The organism is Aestuariimicrobium kwangyangense DSM 21549 (assembly GCF_000421525.1).
Lineage (GTDB): Bacteria > Actinomycetota > Actinomycetes > Propionibacteriales > Propionibacteriaceae > Aestuariimicrobium > Aestuariimicrobium kwangyangense.
Map to the genome: position 1 here is coordinate 1,397,011 of NZ_ATXE01000001.1, position 16,982 is coordinate 1,413,992.

At 68.4% G+C, this 16,982-nt stretch carries 15 protein-coding genes; all 15 read left to right on the top strand.

The annotated features are described in order from the left end of the window. The first annotated feature begins 27 nt into the window (after positions 1-27). The 15 genes from H507_RS0106215 to ffh all read left to right on the top strand — a co-directional run bounded on the left by H507_RS0106215 (position 28) and on the right by ffh (position 16,975). Positions 28-1,710 carry a ribonuclease J gene (locus H507_RS0106215; protein WP_022909862.1) on the top strand — a complete coding sequence of 561 codons (1,683 nt, stop codon included), beginning with the start codon at positions 28-30 and terminating at the stop codon, positions 1,708-1,710. Positions 1,711-1,932: 222 nt separating this feature from the next. Then, positions 1,933-2,118 (top strand): 50S ribosomal protein L28, encoded by a 186-nt coding sequence (rpmB, locus tag H507_RS0106220; RefSeq protein WP_022909863.1) that lies wholly within the window; start codon positions 1,933-1,935, stop codon positions 2,116-2,118. Between the two features lie 144 nt (positions 2,119-2,262). Next, positions 2,263-4,521, top strand: a complete 2,259-nt coding sequence (locus H507_RS0106225) for an ATP-dependent DNA helicase RecG (protein WP_026377861.1) — start codon at positions 2,263-2,265, stop codon at positions 4,519-4,521. Beyond that, entirely contained in the window at positions 4,518-5,141 is a 624-nt protein-coding gene (locus tag H507_RS15180) for an RsmD family RNA methyltransferase (RefSeq protein ID WP_022909866.1), read from the top strand. The genes H507_RS0106225 and H507_RS15180 overlap by 4 nt, the downstream gene beginning before the upstream one ends. Next, the gene (gene coaD, locus H507_RS0106235; RefSeq protein ID WP_022909867.1) at positions 5,138-5,626 is read left to right on the top strand and encodes a pantetheine-phosphate adenylyltransferase; all 489 of its coding nucleotides are present in this window, start codon (positions 5,138-5,140) and stop codon (positions 5,624-5,626) included. Before H507_RS15180 ends, coaD begins: the two co-directional genes overlap by 4 nt. A 218-nt stretch (positions 5,627-5,844) precedes the next feature. Then, positions 5,845-6,390 carry a YceD family protein gene (locus H507_RS0106240; protein ID WP_022909868.1) on the top strand — a complete coding sequence of 182 codons (546 nt, stop codon included), beginning with the start codon at positions 5,845-5,847 and terminating at the stop codon, positions 6,388-6,390. Positions 6,391-6,439: 49 nt separating this feature from the next. Further along, positions 6,440-6,631 (top strand): 50S ribosomal protein L32, encoded by a 192-nt coding sequence (rpmF, locus tag H507_RS0106245; RefSeq protein WP_026377862.1) that lies wholly within the window; start codon positions 6,440-6,442, stop codon positions 6,629-6,631. A gap of 56 nt (positions 6,632-6,687) precedes the next feature. Further along, positions 6,688-7,335, top strand: a complete 648-nt coding sequence (gene rnc / locus H507_RS15185) for a ribonuclease III (protein WP_084707700.1) — start codon at positions 6,688-6,690, stop codon at positions 7,333-7,335. Between the two features lie 6 nt (positions 7,336-7,341). Further along, positions 7,342-8,220: a bifunctional DNA-formamidopyrimidine glycosylase/DNA-(apurinic or apyrimidinic site) lyase gene (mutM, locus tag H507_RS0106255; protein ID WP_022909871.1), complete on the top strand. Its 879-nt coding sequence runs from the start codon at positions 7,342-7,344 to the stop codon at positions 8,218-8,220. Between the two features lie 65 nt (positions 8,221-8,285). After that, entirely contained in the window at positions 8,286-8,879 is a 594-nt protein-coding gene (locus H507_RS15190; protein ID WP_084707701.1) for a GtrA family protein, read from the top strand. Further along, the gene (smc, locus tag H507_RS0106265; protein WP_022909873.1) at positions 8,879-12,451 is read left to right on the top strand and encodes a chromosome segregation protein SMC; all 3,573 of its coding nucleotides are present in this window, start codon (positions 8,879-8,881) and stop codon (positions 12,449-12,451) included. Before H507_RS15190 ends, smc begins: the two co-directional genes overlap by 1 nt. Before the next feature lie 244 nt (positions 12,452-12,695). After that, positions 12,696-12,899 carry a hypothetical protein gene (locus H507_RS0106270; RefSeq protein ID WP_022909874.1) on the top strand — a complete coding sequence of 68 codons (204 nt, stop codon included), beginning with the start codon at positions 12,696-12,698 and terminating at the stop codon, positions 12,897-12,899. Positions 12,900-12,995: 96 nt separating this feature from the next. Then, positions 12,996-14,174, top strand: coding sequence for a signal recognition particle-docking protein FtsY (gene ftsY / locus H507_RS0106275; protein WP_022909875.1), 1,179 nt, complete (start codon positions 12,996-12,998; stop codon positions 14,172-14,174). Between the two features lie 68 nt (positions 14,175-14,242). Continuing rightward, the gene (locus H507_RS0106280; protein ID WP_022909876.1) at positions 14,243-15,343 is read left to right on the top strand and encodes an alpha/beta hydrolase; all 1,101 of its coding nucleotides are present in this window, start codon (positions 14,243-14,245) and stop codon (positions 15,341-15,343) included. 63 nt (positions 15,344-15,406) lie between these two features. Next, positions 15,407-16,975, top strand: a complete 1,569-nt coding sequence (ffh, locus tag H507_RS0106285; protein WP_022909877.1) for a signal recognition particle protein — start codon at positions 15,407-15,409, stop codon at positions 16,973-16,975. Positions 16,976-16,982: the final 7 nt, after the last annotated feature.

The following is a 16,982-nucleotide window of genomic DNA, read 5'->3' on the forward strand; positions in this document are numbered from 1 at the left end:
GTCAGCGACCCTCGCTAGGGTGGAATCGTGACTGGTTCCTCTCTGCGTACCCCGCCCAAGCTCGCCCCCGACACCCTGAGGGTGATCCCACTGGGGGGTCTGGGTGACGTGGGCCGCAACATGGCCACCCTCGAACTGAATGGAAAACTGCTGCTGATCGACTGCGGCGTGCTGTTCCCCGAGGACCACCATCCCGGTGTCGACCTGATCCTGCCCGGCCTCGACGCGATCGACGACCGCTTCGACGACGTGGTCGGGCTCGTGCTCACCCACGGCCACGAGGACCACATCGGCGCGGTGCCCTACCTGCTGCGCCGTCGGCCCGACATCCCCATCTTCGGGTCGAAGCTCACCCTCGCCCTCGTCGAGTCGAAGATCCGTGAACACCGCATCAAGAACCCCATCCTGCGCCGCGTGGTCGAGGGCGACCGCCTCGACGTCGGCGAGTTCGACCTCGAGTTCCTGGCGGTCAACCACTCCATCCCCGACGCCTTGGCCGTGTTCGTCCGCACCAGCGCCGGCACGGTGCTGCACACCGGTGACTTCAAGATGGACCAACTGCCCCTCGACGGCCGCATCACCGACCTGCGTTCCTTCGCCCGGCTGGGCGCCGAGGGAGTCGACCTGTTCATGTGCGACTCCACGAACGCCGAGGTGCCCGGATTCGTCCCGAGCGAACGAGAGATCGAGCCCGCCATCGCGCGCGTCTTCGCCCAGGCCAGGCAGAAGCTGATCGTGGCCTGCTTCGCCAGCCACGTGCATCGCGTGCAGCAGGTGCTCGACATGGCAGTCCAGCACGACCGCAAGGTGGTCTACGTGGGCCGCTCGATGGTGCGCAACATGCAGGTGGCCCGCGATCTCGGGTACCTCAAGGTGCCCGAGAACACCTTGGTCGACATCAAGGACATCGAGCACCTGCCCGACGACAAGGTCGTGATCATCTCGACCGGGTCGCAGGGCGAACCGCTGTCGGCGCTGGCTCGCATCGCCAACCGCGAGCACCCGGTCGTCAGCCTTGGCCCGGGCGACACCGTGCTGCTTGCCTCGTCGCTGATCCCCGGCAACGAGAACGCCGTCTACCGCGTGATCAACGGCCTCACGCGGCTCGGCGCGAACGTCGTCCACAAGGGGAATGCCCTCGTGCACGTCTCGGGCCACGCCGCCGCGGGAGAACTGCTCTACTGCTACAACATCCTCAAGCCGCGCAACGTCATGCCGGTGCACGGCGAGGTTCGTCACCTGGTGGCCAATGGCGCACTCGCCATCAAGACCGGCATCGCCCCGCAGAACGTGATCATCACCGAGGACGGGGGAGTGGTCGACCTCGCCCGACGCCAGGCGCGGCTGGTCGGGAAGATCGACGCCAGCTACATCTTCGTCGACGGCTCGAGTGTCGGCGACATCACCGAGTCGCAGCTGACCGACCGTCGCATCCTCGGCGAGGAGGGATTCATCTCGATCGTGGCTGCCGTCAACCTGCACGACCGCTCGCTGGTGTCCGGTCCCGAGATCACCGCTCGTGGTTTCGCCGAGGACGCCGAGTTCGACGCGATCATCGAGGAAGTTCGTGGGGTGTTGCTGCGAGGACTGAAGGACGGCGCTGAGGACGCCTACCAACTCCAACAGCAGGTTCGCCGCACGGTGGGCCGCTGGGTGAACCAGAAGCACCGACGCCGCCCCATGATCGTCCCTGTCATCGTCGCGATCTAGTTTGCGGGGATGACCCCCTGCACCCCCACGCGGGGGATGACCCCCTGCACCCCCACGCACCCTCGACCTCGCGGGGATGGCCCCCCGCACCCCCACGCACTCCAGCCGATTTTGGACGGATCGCCCCCCTCGGCTACGATTGACAGGTTGCTGCGCGCCGCAAGACGCCAGCCGCTCACTCTCGCGCCTCTCGGCGCACCACCAACTAACGAGGAGATTCCCATGGCTGCCGTGTGCGACATCTGCGCCAAGGGCCCGAGCTTCGGACACAACGTGCCTTGGTCGAAGAAGAAGACCAACCGCCGCTGGAACCCGAACATTCAGCGAGTCCACGCTGTCGTCCAGGGCACCGCGAAGCGCCTCAACGTGTGCACCGCGTGCATCAAGTCCGGCAAGGTCACCCGCTGACCCTGTCGCGAGCGTGACCATGGTCACCACGCGCGTCCTGTACTGCATCGAAGGCCCGCTCCCCGGGGAGCGGGCCTTCTGCTGTGCCCACCCCTGGGTCGACGTGACCGGTGAGGTGCGCCGCCACGGGTCGGTGGGGCGAAACTGTCACGACCTGCCGATACGCTCCCTGATGTGACTCGCTGGCAGACCACCACCTTCGCGCGGCTCAACCAGCCCGTCGCCAAGGTGATCGGCGAGAAGTCGGCGAAGGCGTTCGCAGCCCTCAAGGTCCGCACCGTCGGAGACCTCCTGAGGCATGTGCCCCGGCGCTACCTGCTGGGCACCGAGAACTCCGACCTGCGTGACCTCCCCGTCGGCGAGGAGGTCGCCATCATCGCTGAGGTGGCCGACGTCCGGGGCCCACTCGGGCAGGAGCCCCGAATGCGCATTGAGGCGACGCTCACCGACGGCAGCGGACGGGTGACCGCCACCTTCTTCGGCAAGAAGCACCACTGCGCGTACTGGGCCATGAACCTGAAGGCGGCGACCAGGGGCATCTTCGTCGGCAAGGTCAGCACCTTCAACGGCAACCTCCAGTTGACCCACCCCACCTTCGTCATGTTCGACTCCAGCGGCAAGGTCGTCGGCAAGGCCGACCAGGCCGCCGAGATCGCCGAACAGGTGACCCGATCGGGACTGGTGGGTCTCTACCCCGCCACCTCCAAACTCCCCACGTGGACGATCGGGGCCACCATCGACCTGGTGCTCGACAGCATCGGCGACCTGTCCGAACCGCTGCCCGCCTGGGTGCTGGAGGAGACCGACCTGCCCACCCTGCAGGCTGCCTACACCGGCGTCCACCGCGCCTCCACGAAGGAGGAGGCAGCGCGCGCCCTCGAGCGCCTGCAGTTCGACGAGGCGCTCGCCCTGCAACTGGTGATGGCACGACGACGCGCCGACAACACCCACCTGCGCGCACCGGTGCTGACGTCGCGCGACGGCGGACTGCTCACGGCCTTCGACCGTCGCCTGCCGTTCGCACTCACCCGTGGGCAACTCGAGGTGTCGTCCCAGATCTTCGACGACCTCGCCCGCGAGGTGCCCATGCAGCGACTGCTGCAGGGAGAGGTGGGCTCGGGCAAGACCTTGGTGGCGCTGCGGGCCATGCTCGCCGCGGTCGACTCCGGACACCAGGCAGCGCTGCTGGCACCCACCGAGGTGCTCGCCGCCCAGCATCTCAGCACCATCATCGACCTCCTGGGCGACCTCGGCCAGGGCCGGGTGCTCGGGGCCCCGGCCGAGGCCACCCAGGTCGTCCTGCTGACGGGGTCCCAGTCCGCCGCCGAGCGCAAACGCGCCCTGTTCGCAGCTGCCAGTGGTGAGGCAGGCATCGTGATCGGCACCCACGCCCTGCTCGCGGACCGCGTGCAGTTCGCCGACCTGAGCCTGGTGGTGGTCGACGAGCAGCACCGTTTCGGCGTCGAACAACGGTCTGCCCTGACCCAGAAGGCCGAACTCAGCCCGCACGTGCTGGTGATGACGGCCACCCCGATCCCACGCTCCGTCGCGATGACGGTCTTCGGTGATCTGGAGACCAGCCTGCTCACCGAGATCCCCGCCGGACGAAGCGACGTGCAGACCACTGTCGTCGATGCCGGCGCGAACCCCACCTGGGTCGAGCGGGCCTGGCAGCGGGTGACCGAGGAGGTGGCCGGCGGCAGGCAGGCCTTCGTCGTCTGCTCGACGATCACCGCTGCCCAACGCGAGGACGTGCCCGACGAGATGACCGTGGACGAGGACCCAGCACCGGTCCCTCCGGTGGCGGTCGAGGACCTGTACGCCGAGCTCTCGTCCGGCGCCCTGAAGGGACTCTCGGTCGGCATGCTCCACGGTCGGATGAGTGCCACCGACAAGGACGAGGTGATGGGCCGGTTCGCGGCCGGCGAGATCGACGTGCTGGTGGCGACGACGGTGATCGAGGTCGGGGTCAACGTGCCCAATGCGTCGGTGATGGTCGTGATGGACGCCGATCGCTTCGGGATCAGTCAGCTGCACCAGCTGCGCGGGCGCATCGGACGAGGCGAGCACCCCGGCCTGTGCCTGCTGCTCACCCATGCTCGGCCCGACTCCCCAGCCCGCACCCGTCTCGACGCCGTGGCCGGAACCCGCGACGGATTCCTGCTGGCCGAGGCCGACCTGGCGGCGCGGCGGGAGGGCAACGTGCTGGGGGCCAACCAGTCGGGCACCCGCTCGACCCTGCGACTGATCCGCGTGCTGGAACATGCCGACCTCATCGTCACCTGCCGCGACATCGCAGCCAAGCTGGTGGCCGACGATCCCGACGCAACCAACCCCCACCTCAACGACATCGTCACCCAGGCCGAACTCGACGCCGCCGGTGACTGGCTGGAGCGAGCATGAGCCGCATCATCGCCGGACGAGCCGGGGGCCGCCGGTTGCAGACGCCCGCCGGGGACAGGACCCGTCCGACCACCGACCGGGTCCGGGAGGCGTTCTTCTCGTCCCTGGCAGCGTGGAACGGCACCGGTGACGGACCCGGAGAGACCCACCTGTCGGGTCTCGCCTTCCTCGACCTGTTCGCTGGTTCGGGGGGCGTGGGTCTGGAGGCTGCGAGCAGGGGAGCGGGTCCGGTCGTCCTCGTGGAGTCCGATGCCCGCACCGCCCACCTCATCCAGCGCAACGCCAAGGACGTGGGACTCGACGTGACCGTGCGCGCGGCCAAGGCCGAGACGTACCTCGCCGGCACCCCTCCGCACCGGTTCGACGTCGCCTGGGCCGATCCTCCCTACTCCCTACCCACTGACCACCTGGAGGACCTGCTCGCCCGGGTGCGGGACGAATGGTTGCTCCCCGACGGTGTCATGGTGGTCGAACGCGCCCGACGGTCGTCCGTGCCCCAGCTCGCCGGTTGTGAGACCTGGACCCGCCCCTACGGCGAGACCACCCTGGTGTGGATCGCCCCCCTCGAAGCCGCAGACGCGACAGAGCCCTCCCCACCAGCAACCCAGGAGACCCCATGAAGGCCGTCTGTCCCGGCACCTTCGACCCCATCACCCTCGGGCACGTCGACATCATCCGGCGGGCGGCCAGGCTGTTCGATGAGGTGATCGTGGCCATCGGCACCAACTCGACCAAGTCGACCCTGTTCACCCTGGACGAACGACTCGCGCTCTGCCGGGAGGCGATGACCGAGTTCCCGGCCGTCACCGTCGCCGTGATCGACGGTCTGCTCGTCGACTTCTGTCGGGAGCACGACGCACCCGTGGTGGTGAAGGGTCTACGTTTCGGCTCCGACTTCGACTACGAACTGCAGATGCACCACGTCAACCACACCGTGGGTGGCATCGAGACGGTGCTCCTGCCCGGTGGCCGGGAGTTCGGGACGATCTCGTCGACCCTGATCCGCAACATCGCCTCATACGGCGGCGACGTCTCCATGTTCCTCAGCCCCGACGTGAACGATGCGCTGGTCGAACGGATGGCGGAGCGCAGGGCTGCGCGCTGAGCGTCCGCAGCTGCCCGGCCGCCAAACTCTCACGCTCGGGGCAAACTCTCGCGCTGGAACGGGGGCGGAGTCAGGGGGAGTGTGTCCGAACGGCGAGAGTTTGTGGGGATCGGCGGCTCCAGGTGACGGGTCTGGTCGGTTTGGTCGCCAGTCACGGGAGACGGTAGAGTTGACCCTCGGTCATTGACACCGTCAGGCTGCCATGAGGAGGTTCGGTCGTGAACTCCCTGTCGCGTTCCGCAGATGCCCGTTCACCGTTGGTCTTCGACGTCCACGAGATGAGCAGGCAAGCCGGCACGATGAAGGAGATCTCGCGTTCGGTGCCCGCTCCGGCGGACCTGGGGGTCGAGATGATGCGGGTGCCCGAGGGCTCCCCGATCGCCTTGGAGCTTCGCCTCCAGTCGGTGGTCGAGGGGATCTGGGTGTCCGGAACCGCTGACGTCGAGTTGGCCGGTGAGTGCTCGCGCTGCCTCACTCCGTTGGAGGACGAGGCGTCCTTCGACCTGGAGGAGTTGTTCGTGCATCCCGACCGCGAGGCGGATGAGGATGCCACCTTCGTGGTCGACGAACGGATCGACCTCGAACCCGCGCTGCGGGATGCAGTGGTGCTCGATCTTCCGTTCACCCCGCTGTGCCGGGAGGATTGCGCCGGTCTGTGCACCATCTGTGGTGCCAACCTGAACGACGATCCCGAACACACGCATGGAGAACAGGTCGACCCCCGGTGGTCGACCCTCCTCCGCGTCGACACCGACGACAACTGAGTTTTGACCCCGTCCGGCACCCAGCCGGGTGATTCATGAGGAGAAGACCGTGGCAGTTCCCAAGCGGAAGATGTCCCGCAGCAACACGCGCCACCGCCGTTCGCAGTGGAAGGCCGCTGCGGTCAACGTGGTGACCTGTGTGAACCCGGCATGCCGTCAGCCCCACCTGCAGCACACCGCTTGCCCCGCCTGCGGCCAGTACGGCCCCAAGGGTGAGCGTCGCCAGGTTCTCGAGGCCTGAGCGCGCCAGCGGTGACGAGCCGCTTCACTGAGCTGCTCCAGGAGCTGGGTGTCCCGATGGACGCTCAGCTCCTTGAGCTTGCCCTGACCCATCGTTCCTGGGCGTACGAGAACGGCGGCGTGGCCAACAACGAGCGCCTCGAGTTCCTCGGCGACGCCGTGTTGGGAGTGGTGGTCACCGAGCACCTCTACGTTGCGTACCCGGACGAGCCCGAGGGCCGTCTGGCGAAGATTCGCGCCGCCACGGTGAACGCCAACACCCTCGCTGACGTCGCCCGAGGGTTGCAGTTGGGTCCCCTGATCAAGCTGGGCAAGGGGGAGATCGCCACCGGTGGCGACGACAAGACCTCGATCCTTGCCGACACCATGGAGGCGTTGATCGGGGCTGCCCTGCTGTCGGGAACCCGGGAGACAGTCGAACGGCTCGTCCGGCACCTGTTCGTGCCGATCGCCGACCAGGCCAGCACCATGGGCGCCGGACTGGACTGGAAGACCTCCCTGCAGGAACTGGCCGCCCGCAGCGGCTGGACGGTGCAGTACGAGGTGACCGAGACCGGACCCGACCACAACCGTCAGTACTCCGCTGCCGCCGTCATCCACGAGACCACCCACCCCGTGGCCACCGGACGATCCAAGCGTGAGGCCGAGATCGGGGCCGCCCGGCTCGCCTATCTGGCCCTCAACACCCCGGCCATCAGCAGCTGAGTCGCCATGCCCGAACTTCCCGAGGTCGAGTCGGTGCGCCGCGGCCTCGACGCGGTGGCAACCGGCCGCACCATCACCGGGGTCACGGTGCTGCATCCCCGTCCGGTCCGCAGCCATCTGGCCGGACCCGATGACTTCGCCCACCGCCTGCACGGCCGCACCTTCGGCAGGCCCGGACGCCGCGGCAAGTTCCTGTGGTTGCCCTTGACGGGCGGTGAGGCGCTGATGGCCCATCTCGGCATGAGCGGTCAGTTCAGGGTCGACGATCCCGCTGCGCCCCTGGTGCGCAACACCAGGGTGTTGATCGACCTGGACGACGGTCGCCAGTTGCGGTTCGTCGACCAACGCATGTTCGGTGGACTGTCGATATCGCCGATGGACCCGGGCGACGCCACCCACCCCGCCGACGAGGTGCCTGCCGAAGCCGCCCATGTCGCCCGGGACCCGTTCGACCCCCTCTTCGACGCCGACAGTGTCGTCCGGCGCATGAAGCGCTCGGTCTCGGGTGTCAAGAGCCTGTTGCTGAACCAGACGATCGTCTCGGGCTTCGGGAACATCTACGCGGACGAGGCGCTGTGGCGAGCCGGCTTCCACCACCTGCGCACCGGTGACCGCATGACCCTCACGGCGCTGCGAGACCTGCTGGACCACGGTCGCGTGGTGATGGCCGAGTCCTTGTCGGCCGGCGGCACGAGCTTCGACGCCCTGTACGTCAACGTGAACGGCGAATCGGGTTACTTCGCCCGCTCACTCCATGCCTACGGACGCGAGGGTCAGCCCTGCGACAGGTGCGGAGCCCCGATCGTTCGGGAAGCCTTCGCCAATCGGAGTTCGTTCTCGTGCCCCGTCTGCCAGCCCCGCCCGCGGCGCCGACGGGCTGTCTGAGGCCCGCACAGCCGGGTCACTGTTCCCCGCCGGGGCCGCCCAGCTATCGTGAGCGTCCTATGACCATGAGTTCCCGGCTGTGGCGAACCCTGCGCCAGTTCGTCCGATTCGGCATCGTCGGTGGCAGCGGGGTGGTCGTCAACCTCGCCGTGGCGGTGGTGATGCACAAGCTCCACGGAGGCACCCAGCACGGCAACGACCCCGTCTGGCCGATTCCGGGCACCGACTTCCACGTGCGCTTCCGACACGTCGTGTGGATCGTTGCCTTCCTGGTCGCCAACCTGTGGAACTTCCAGCTGAACCGGTCCTGGACCTTCAAGTCGTCGAGGCACTCGACCTGGTGGCACGAGTTCTGGCCGTTCCTGGCGGTGGGCAGCGTGGCTGCGGCGGTCGGACTGTTCATCCTGACGGCGTTCACCCACCCCGGCTCGGCGGTCTACCTTCCTGACCCGTTCTTCAACGAGACCAAGGGCATCCACTCCCGCGAGTACTGGGCCCAGTTGCTGACCATCGTGGTGACCATGCCCATCAACTTCCTGGTCAACAAGGTCTGGACCTTCCGCGCTGTCCGCGGGCACCACCCCGAGCTCGCCACGGTTCCACCGGTGCCCGAGGTGGTCACCGGAACAGACCGGGAGATCGAGACCACGGGCAGCTGATGTACCTCAAGTCGCTCACCCTGCGAGGGTTCAAGTCCTTCGCCTCGGCCACGACCCTGAACTTCGAACCCGGCGTGACCTGCGTCGTCGGCCCCAACGGGTCGGGCAAGTCCAACGTGGTCGATGCCCTGAGCTGGGTGATGGGCGAACAGGGAGCCAAGAGCCTGCGCGGCGGCAAGATGGAGGACGTCATCTTCGCGGGCACCTCGGGACGGGCGCCGCTGGGGCGCGCGGAGGTGGTGCTCACCATCGACAACAGCGATGGGGCCCTTCCGATCGACTACACCGAGGTCACGATCTCGCGCACCATGTTCCGTTCGGGGGGTTCGGAGTACGCCATCAACGGCGACCCAGCCCGACTGCTCGACGTTCAGGACCTGCTGTCGGACTCGGGGATCGGCCGCGAGATGCACGTCATCGTCGGCCAGGGCCAACTCGACACGATCCTGCAGGCGACTCCCGAGATCAGGCGAGGCTTCATCGAAGAGGCAGCGGGTGTGCTCAAACACCGCAAGCGCAAGGAGAAGGCGCTGCGCAAGCTCGAGTCGACCGCCGCCAACCTGCACCGACTCAACGACCTCATCTCAGAGATCCGACGCCAGCTCAAACCCTTGGGCAGGCAGGCCGAGGTGGCGCGCAAGGCGGCCCTCATCCAGGCGGAGGTGCGCGACTCCCGCGCCCGACTGCTCGCCGACGATCTCCATCAGCTGCAGGAGGCCCTCGCGTCCGACCTCGCCGACGAGCAGGCCGCCGAGCAGGCCAAACAGGCCGCTGAACTCGCCCACCAGCGCGCCCAGCGAGCCGAGGCGCAGGCCGAACAGGCGGTGGCGGAGGCCAGCCCCCGTCTGGCCGCCGCCCAAGAGAACTGGTACGCACTGGCCGCACTGCGGGAGCGGTTGCAGACGACCATGTCGATCGCGGCCGAACGGATGCGCAACGCGGACGCCCAGCCCGAGCTGGGCCGCGGTGGACGCGACCCCGAGACCCTCGAGATCGAGGCCAGGCAGGTTCGCGACGAGGAGTCGTCCCTGCGTGAGGAGGTCAGCAGGCTGACCGATCAGCTCACCTTGGCGACCACCCGCAGGACGGGGGCCGAGGCGGCCCAGGCGGAGGCTGATCGCGCCTGGAACGCGCAGTTGCGAGCGATCGCCGATCGACGCGAAGGGGTCGCACGGCTGGCGGGGCAGGTGAACGCCATGCAGTCGCGCCTGCAGGCCTCGTCCGAGGAGATCTCGCGGCTGGTTACACGCCGACAGGAGGCGACCCACCGCGCCGACGCGGCCCGCACGGAGTACGCCCGTCTGGAGCAGCAGTTGGCGGGTCTTTCCGACGGGGAGTCGGGGCTCGACGTCGCGTATGAGCGCGCGGCGGAGGAAGTCGACGATCGTCAGCGGGTGGTCGACGACCTACGGGAACGAATCGCACAGCTGACCCAACAGCGACACTCCCATCAGGCCCGGCTCGAGGCGCTGCGCCTGGGCCTCGAGCGCAAGGACGCCCACGCCGCCCTGATGGCTGCTGGAGATGCCGTCACTGGTGTCATCGGCCACGTGGCGGCCCTGCTCACTGTTGCGCCGGGTTGGGAGGCGGCCGTGTCGGCAGCCCTCGGGCAGATGAGCGAGGGTGTCGCCGTGAGTGGCGTCGAGGCGGCTGTCGAGGCCGTCGTCCACCTCAGGGACGAGGACCTCGGACGCGCAGGACTGCTCGTCGGCGGCGCCGACGCTGACCGTTCGGCATGGCCGCCGTTGCCCCAGGACGCCACCTGGTTGGTCGACCTGATCACCGTGGACGACGCGCTCGTGGGCTCGTTCACCCGACTGCTCGACCGGGTGGCCGCGGTGGACGACCTGGCGGCAGCCCGCTCACTGGTGGGCGCCCTGCCGGCGGTCACGGCGGTCACGCGGGAGGGCGACGTGGTCGCCCGCTGGTACGCGGCGGGTGGGTCGGGTCGCCAGCCAGGACTGATCGAGTTGCAGGCCGCAGTCGATGAGACCGAGGCGTCCCTGGCAACGGTCACCCACGAGGCGGAACGCGAGGCCTTCGCAATGCAGCGGGCGGGCGAGCAGTTGGCGGCGGCGACGACCGAGGCGGAGTCATTGCTCGACCGCCTGCACGAGTCCGATGCCCAGTTGTCGGCGGTGACCGAGCAACTGGGCTCCCTGTCGCAGCGGCAACGTGAGGCCAGGGCCGAGGCCGAACGCCTCTCCCAGTCGATCGAGCAGGCGACTGCCTCACGCGGCAGCGACGAACAGACATTGGTCGAGCTCCAGCAGCGTCTTCAGCTGGCGTCCAGCGAAGAGGAACTGGTCGAACCCGACCCGACCACCCGGGACACCCGGGCCGCCGAGGCCAGACTGGCCCGGCAGTCGGAGCTCGAGGCGCGCCTGGCTCTCCGCACCGCTGAGGAGAAGGCCAAGGCGTTGGCCGGCAGGGCCGATTCGCTGTCGAGGGCCGCCTCGAACGAGCGCCAGGCCCGCGCAAAAGCCCTCGCTCGCGCAGAGCAGCTCCGCCGGGAGGCTGGCGCTGCCCGGTGCGTGCACGAAGCCGCCCAGTGGCTGGTCGGACAGGTTGAACTGGCCCGAGAGACGGCCACCGAAGAACGTGCTGCTGCCGAGGAGTCACGTCAGCGTGCCGAGGCAGCCCTCGGGGTCGCCAGACGTGCAGCCCGGGAGGCGGGCAGACAACTGGACGAAGTGGTGCAGGGCGCTCACCGCGGGCAGCTCAACCGGATCGAGTTGCGCATGCGCATCGAGCAGCTCGAGGAGAAGGCGATGGCCGAGCTGGGTCTCGCCTCCGACGTGCTGGTCACCGAGTTCGGCCCCGACCAACCCGTTCCGGTGCTCGTCCACCCAGACGGGCGACCCGTGGATCCCGCCGACGACGAGCCGGCTCCCGACCCGGTGCCCTACGAGCGCGAGACGCAGGAGAAGCGCCTGCGAGCGGCCACCCGCAACCTCGAGCTGCTGGGACGGGTCAACCCGTTGGCGCTGGAGGAATTCGACGCCATGCAGGAGCGCCACCAGTTCCTGGCCGAGCAACTCGACGACCTCAAGCGCACCCGTACAGATCTGAACGACATCATCGACGAGGTGGACGCGCGAGTCGAGCAGGTGTTCGCTGAGGCCTACCGCGACGTCGAGCAGGCCTTCGAGCACGTCTTCGCGCGATTGTTCCCCGGAGGTGAGGGCCGCCTGGTGCTGACGGACCCCGGCCAGTGGCTGACCACGGGGATCGAGGTCGAGGCTCGTCCGGCGGGCAAGAAGGTGAAGCGGTTGTCGCTGCTGTCGGGTGGGGAGCGGTCGCTGGTCGCCGTCGCCTTCCTCGTCAGCCTGTTCATGGCCAGGCCCAGCCCCTTCTACATCCTCGACGAGGTCGAGGCCGCTCTGGACGACACGAACCTGGGGCGGCTGCTGGGCATCTACGAGGAGCTGAGGGAGAACTCCCAGCTGCTCGTGATCACCCACCAGAAACGGACGATGGAGATCGCCGACGCCCTCTACGGTGTCACCATGCGCGGCGACGGGGTGTCGACCGTGGTCTCGCAGCGACTACGGGAGTTGGCTGAGGCCTGACCGGTCTGGGCTCCGCGACGACAGTGGGCCCCGACCTTGTCGAGGACCCTTGGCGGACACCTTGGTCGGCCCCGGCCGTTCCGCCCTCGTGTCGCAGCGGGAACTCTTGGCCGGCGAGGCACAATGGTGCCAGCGATGGCGCTTCCCCAGGACGACATGCCCCAGCCTTCGCGGCCGGTCGAGTTCGACCCGGGGTGGCCCCTGCGCCCACGCCCTGACCACAGCTTGTCTGGAAGGAACCCCGGTGACTCTTGCCGCTGCCATTGTCGTCACCCTGGCCGTCGTCGTCGCCTCCGTCGTCGCCCTGATGGTGGCGCTCGGACTGCGTCGCACCTCTGTCGCCGACGCGGGCCTGCGTGGTCAGCTCGCAGAGGCCGGTCGGCACCTGAACGGTGAGGCCGAGGTCCCCGCCAAGTTCGCGCAGCTGGTGGCCCGCACCGGCAACTGAACGACCGGCGAATCCCTCGGGTCGTCCCGACCGGCCCACCGGGCCGATCGCACCCTCCCGGGAGGGGCCCGCGGCGCGTCGCCCTAGGATGAAGGCGTGCCCACAGACCTGACGTTCATCTTCTGGATCATTCTCGGTGTGGTGCTGGCGGCCACGGCCGTCGGCATCGTCGTCGCGCTTCGCGAGCGCCGACAGCTGCCCCCGGTCGTGCCGACCCCCGAGGTCGAGGCCCCGGAGGCCGAGCCGGAGACCTTGCCCGCCCCACCCCCAGTCGAGGCGCCCATCGAGGAGACGCCCCCGGCCGAGGCAGCGCCCACTGCCGCAACCTCCGCCCCCGAACTGGAGACGATCGAGGCCCCCACCTCTCGACTGGCACGACTCCGCCGCCGACTGGCCACCTCGAACAATGCCCTCGCCCGTGGCCTGGCCGACCTGCTGAGTCGCGACCGGATCGACGACGAGACGTGGGACGACTTCGAGATGACACTGATCAGCTCTGACCTGGGCGTGGGGCCCACCACGGAACTGACCACTCACCTGCGGCAGGCGATGGCGATCGACGGGGTGGCCGACCCCGCCCAGGCCAAGGCCACCCTGCGCCGGGAACTCGTCCGGCTCGTCGACCCGACCCTCGATCGCACCCTGCACGTCGAGGGTGCCGACGGCAATCCCGGAGTCGTCATGGTGGTGGGTGTGAACGGGACCGGCAAGACCACCACCGTGGGCAAGCTGGCCCGGGTACTCGTGGCCGAGCAGAAGACGGTGCTGCTGGGAGCCGCCGACACCTTCCGTGCGGCGGCCGCCGAGCAGCTCACGACGTGGGGTGAACGTGTCGGGGTCGAGACGGTTCGGGGCCCCGAGGGCGCCGACCCGGCGTCGGTGGCCTTCGACGCCGTCGCCCAGGGTGTCAACGCCGGGGTCGACACCGTCATCGTCGACACCGCCGGGCGCCTGCACACCAAGACCGGTCTGATGGACGAACTGGGCAAGGTCAAGCGGGTGATCGAGAAGAAGGCGCCGGTCACCGAGGTGTTGCTCGTGCTCGACGCGACCACCGGACAGAACGGGCTGGTCCAGGCTCGCATCTTCGCCGAGGTGGTGGATGTCACCGGCATCGTGCTCACCAAGCTCGACGGGTCGGCCAAGGGCGGCATCGTCGTGCAGGTGCAGCGCGAACTCAAGGTACCCGTCAAGCTGATCGGGCTCGGTGAGGGCGCTGACGACCTGGCCCCGTTCGAGGCAGAAGGGTTCGTCGCGGGACTGCTGGGGGAGTGAACCCGTGCCCCGTCGGTGAGCCCGGCGGCACCCGGCGTCGTCTTGGGTGGCGCACATAGATTGACGCCATGATGGAACTCACCGGGGCCCCGCTCGCCGTCATCGCGGTCGCCGCCGCAGTTCTGCTCCCGCTGGCTGCGCTGTTCCTCACCGGATCGACGTGGCGGCCACGCCTGGCCCGGGTGCTGCTCGTCGTGCTGTGCCAACTGGTCGCAGTGTCGGCCGTGTTCGTGCTGGTGAACCGACATTACGAGTTCTTCGCCACGTGGGACGACCTGTTCGGGGTCCCCGGTCAGGTCGAGAAGCTCACCCAGGCCAAACCTGTCGGCGCCCCGGTGCCGGTCGAGCGCATCGCCATCTCGGCCGACAATCCCCACCCGGGCGGCGAGATGGTGACCATGCACCTGCCCGACTCCAGCCCCGACTACTCCACCGGGGCGGTCTACCTGCCCGCCGCCTACTTCGAGCCCTCCCAGCACGACCGTCGGTTCCCCGTGGTGGTGATGGTGGGTGGACTGCACATGTCGGGCCCCAAGTTCGCAACGTTGTTGGATGCGCCCAGCCTCTACTCGGGTCTGATCGATGGCGGGAAGGCCACCCCGTTCATCGCCGTGCACGTCGGTGGGAGTGTCACCACCGGGGTCGACTCGGAGTGCGTGGACGTCAGGGGAGCCCGGCAGGAGACCTTTCTGTCCACCGAACTCCCCGCCGCGATCGCCAGCCAGTTCAGGGTCACCGAGGACCATCACCGGTGGTTCATGTCGGGCTGGAGCACCGGTGGCTTCTGCACCGCCCTGATGGTGGCCAAGCACCCAGACGTCTACGGCGGGGGAGCCGCTCTCGCCCCCTACTACCATCCGTTGTTCGACACGCCCTCGCTGCTCGCCGACCCCGTCGCCACCCGCGAGGCGAATGACGTGACAGCCATGGTCAGGAGCAAGAAGGTCCGGCAGTTGCCCCTGTTGAACGTGATGTCGACGGCTGACAACCAGTCATGGGGGCCGCTGAAGCCGACGGCCGAGACCGCCGACGGCAGGAACTTCCACAAGGTGGCCCGCACCACTCCCGGGGTCGCCTTCCAGTTGATCAAGGGTGGGGGCCACAACTTCGGCACCTACCTACCCCTGTTCGTGCCCAGTCTGACCTGGCTCGCCACCATGGGGCTGTGAGACTGAGCACGCCGGACGTCTATCCTTGACCGACGGGTGAGAACCACGACGATGGGATGACTTGTGTTCGACACACTGCAGGACCGCCTTGCCGCCACCTTCAAGGGGCTGCGCGGCAAGGGTCGGTTGACCGAGGCCGACATCGACGCCACGGCGCGCGAGATCCGCATCGCGCTGCTCGAGGCCGACGTCAACCTGCAGGTGGTCAAGGACTTCATTGCCGCCGTGAAGGAACGGGCGCGCGGCTCCGAGGTGCACCAGGCGCTCAACCCCGCCCAGCAGATCATCAAGATCGTCGACGAGGAACTCGTCCACATCCTCGGCGGCGAGACCCGCACCATCCGCTTCGCCAAGAACCCGCCGACCGTCATCATGCTGGCCGGCCTGCAGGGTGCCGGGAAGACGACCTTGGCGGGCAAGTTGGCCAAGTGGCTCAAGGACGAGAAGCACTCACCCCTGCTCGTCGCCGCTGACCTGCAGCGTCCCAACGCCGTCAACCAGCTGCAGGTGGTCGGTGAGCGGGCGGGCGTGCACGTGTTCGCCCCGCGGCCCGGCAACGGTGTCGGTGACCCCATCGAGGTGGCGCGGCAGTCGATCGAGGAGGCCAGACGCCGCCAGTTCGACGTGGTGATCGTCGACACCGCCGGACGACTCGGGATCGACGCCGAGCTGATGCAGCAGGCAGCCGACATCCGTGCCGCCGTGCAACCGGACGAGACCCTGTTCGTGGTCGACGCCATGATCGGACAGGACGCCGTCAACACCGCCCTTGCCTTCAACGAGGGCGTCGGCTTCGACGGGGTCGTGCTCACCAAGCTCGACGGTGACGCCCGCGGCGGCGCAGCCCTGTCGATCGCCCGGGTGATCGGTCGTCCCATCATGTTCGCCTCGAACGGTGAGCAACTCCAGGATTTCGACGTCTTCCACCCCGACCGCATGGCGAGCCGGATCCTCGGCATGGGCGACATGCTCACCCTCATCGAGCAGGCCGAGAAGACCTTCGACGCCGAACAGTCCAAGGCCGCGGCCGACAAGTTGCTGGGCGGCCGCGGTGAGTTCGGTCTGCAGGACTTCCTGTCGCAGATGCAGCAGATGCGCAAGATGGGCCCGCTGTCGAAGATCTTCGGCATGCTGCCCGGCATGGGGGCGATGAAGGACCAGATCGCCAACATCGACGAGAAGGAGGTCGACCGCATCGAGGCGATCATCTACTCGATGACACCGGGCGAGCGGGCTGACGTCGCCATCCTGAACGGTTCGAGGCGCTCACGCATCGCGAAGGGAGCCGGTGTCGAAGTCCGCGACGTGAACCAGTTGGTCACCCGTTTCGTCGAGGCCCGCAAGATGATGCAGTCCATGGCACCGATGCTCGGCGGCGGCATGCCCGGCATGGGCGGCGGAGCCCAGCGTCGTCCCGCGAAACAGCAGGCCAAGAAGGGCCAGAAGGGCAAGGCAGCCAAGGCCAGGCGTCAGCCGCAGGACGCCCCCGCCGCACCGTCGGGCGCCCCGGGTGCCGCCTTCGGTGCCGGTAAGACGCCCACCGCCGCCGAGCTCAACCAGGCCATGCAGGACTTCCAGTTGCCGCCCGAACTGCAGAAGATGTTCAACCAGGGCAACAAGGGTCCTCGCTGAGCCACCC

Coding starts and splice junctions, on each gene's coding strand:
- H507_RS0106280 (WP_022909876.1), top strand. CDS start 14,243: ATGATGGAACTCACCGGGGCCCCGCTCGCCGTCATCGCGGTCGCCGCC.
- H507_RS15190 (WP_084707701.1), top strand. CDS start 8,286: ATGAGTTCCCGGCTGTGGCGAACCCTGCGCCAGTTCGTCCGATTCGGC.
- mutM (WP_022909871.1), top strand. CDS start 7,342: ATGCCCGAACTTCCCGAGGTCGAGTCGGTGCGCCGCGGCCTCGACGCG.
- rnc (WP_084707700.1), top strand. CDS start 6,688: ATGGACGCTCAGCTCCTTGAGCTTGCCCTGACCCATCGTTCCTGGGCG.
- H507_RS15180 (WP_022909866.1), top strand. CDS start 4,518: ATGAGCCGCATCATCGCCGGACGAGCCGGGGGCCGCCGGTTGCAGACG.
- rpmB (WP_022909863.1), top strand. CDS start 1,933: ATGGCTGCCGTGTGCGACATCTGCGCCAAGGGCCCGAGCTTCGGACAC.
- coaD (WP_022909867.1), top strand. CDS start 5,138: ATGAAGGCCGTCTGTCCCGGCACCTTCGACCCCATCACCCTCGGGCAC.
- smc (WP_022909873.1), top strand. CDS start 8,879: ATGTACCTCAAGTCGCTCACCCTGCGAGGGTTCAAGTCCTTCGCCTCG.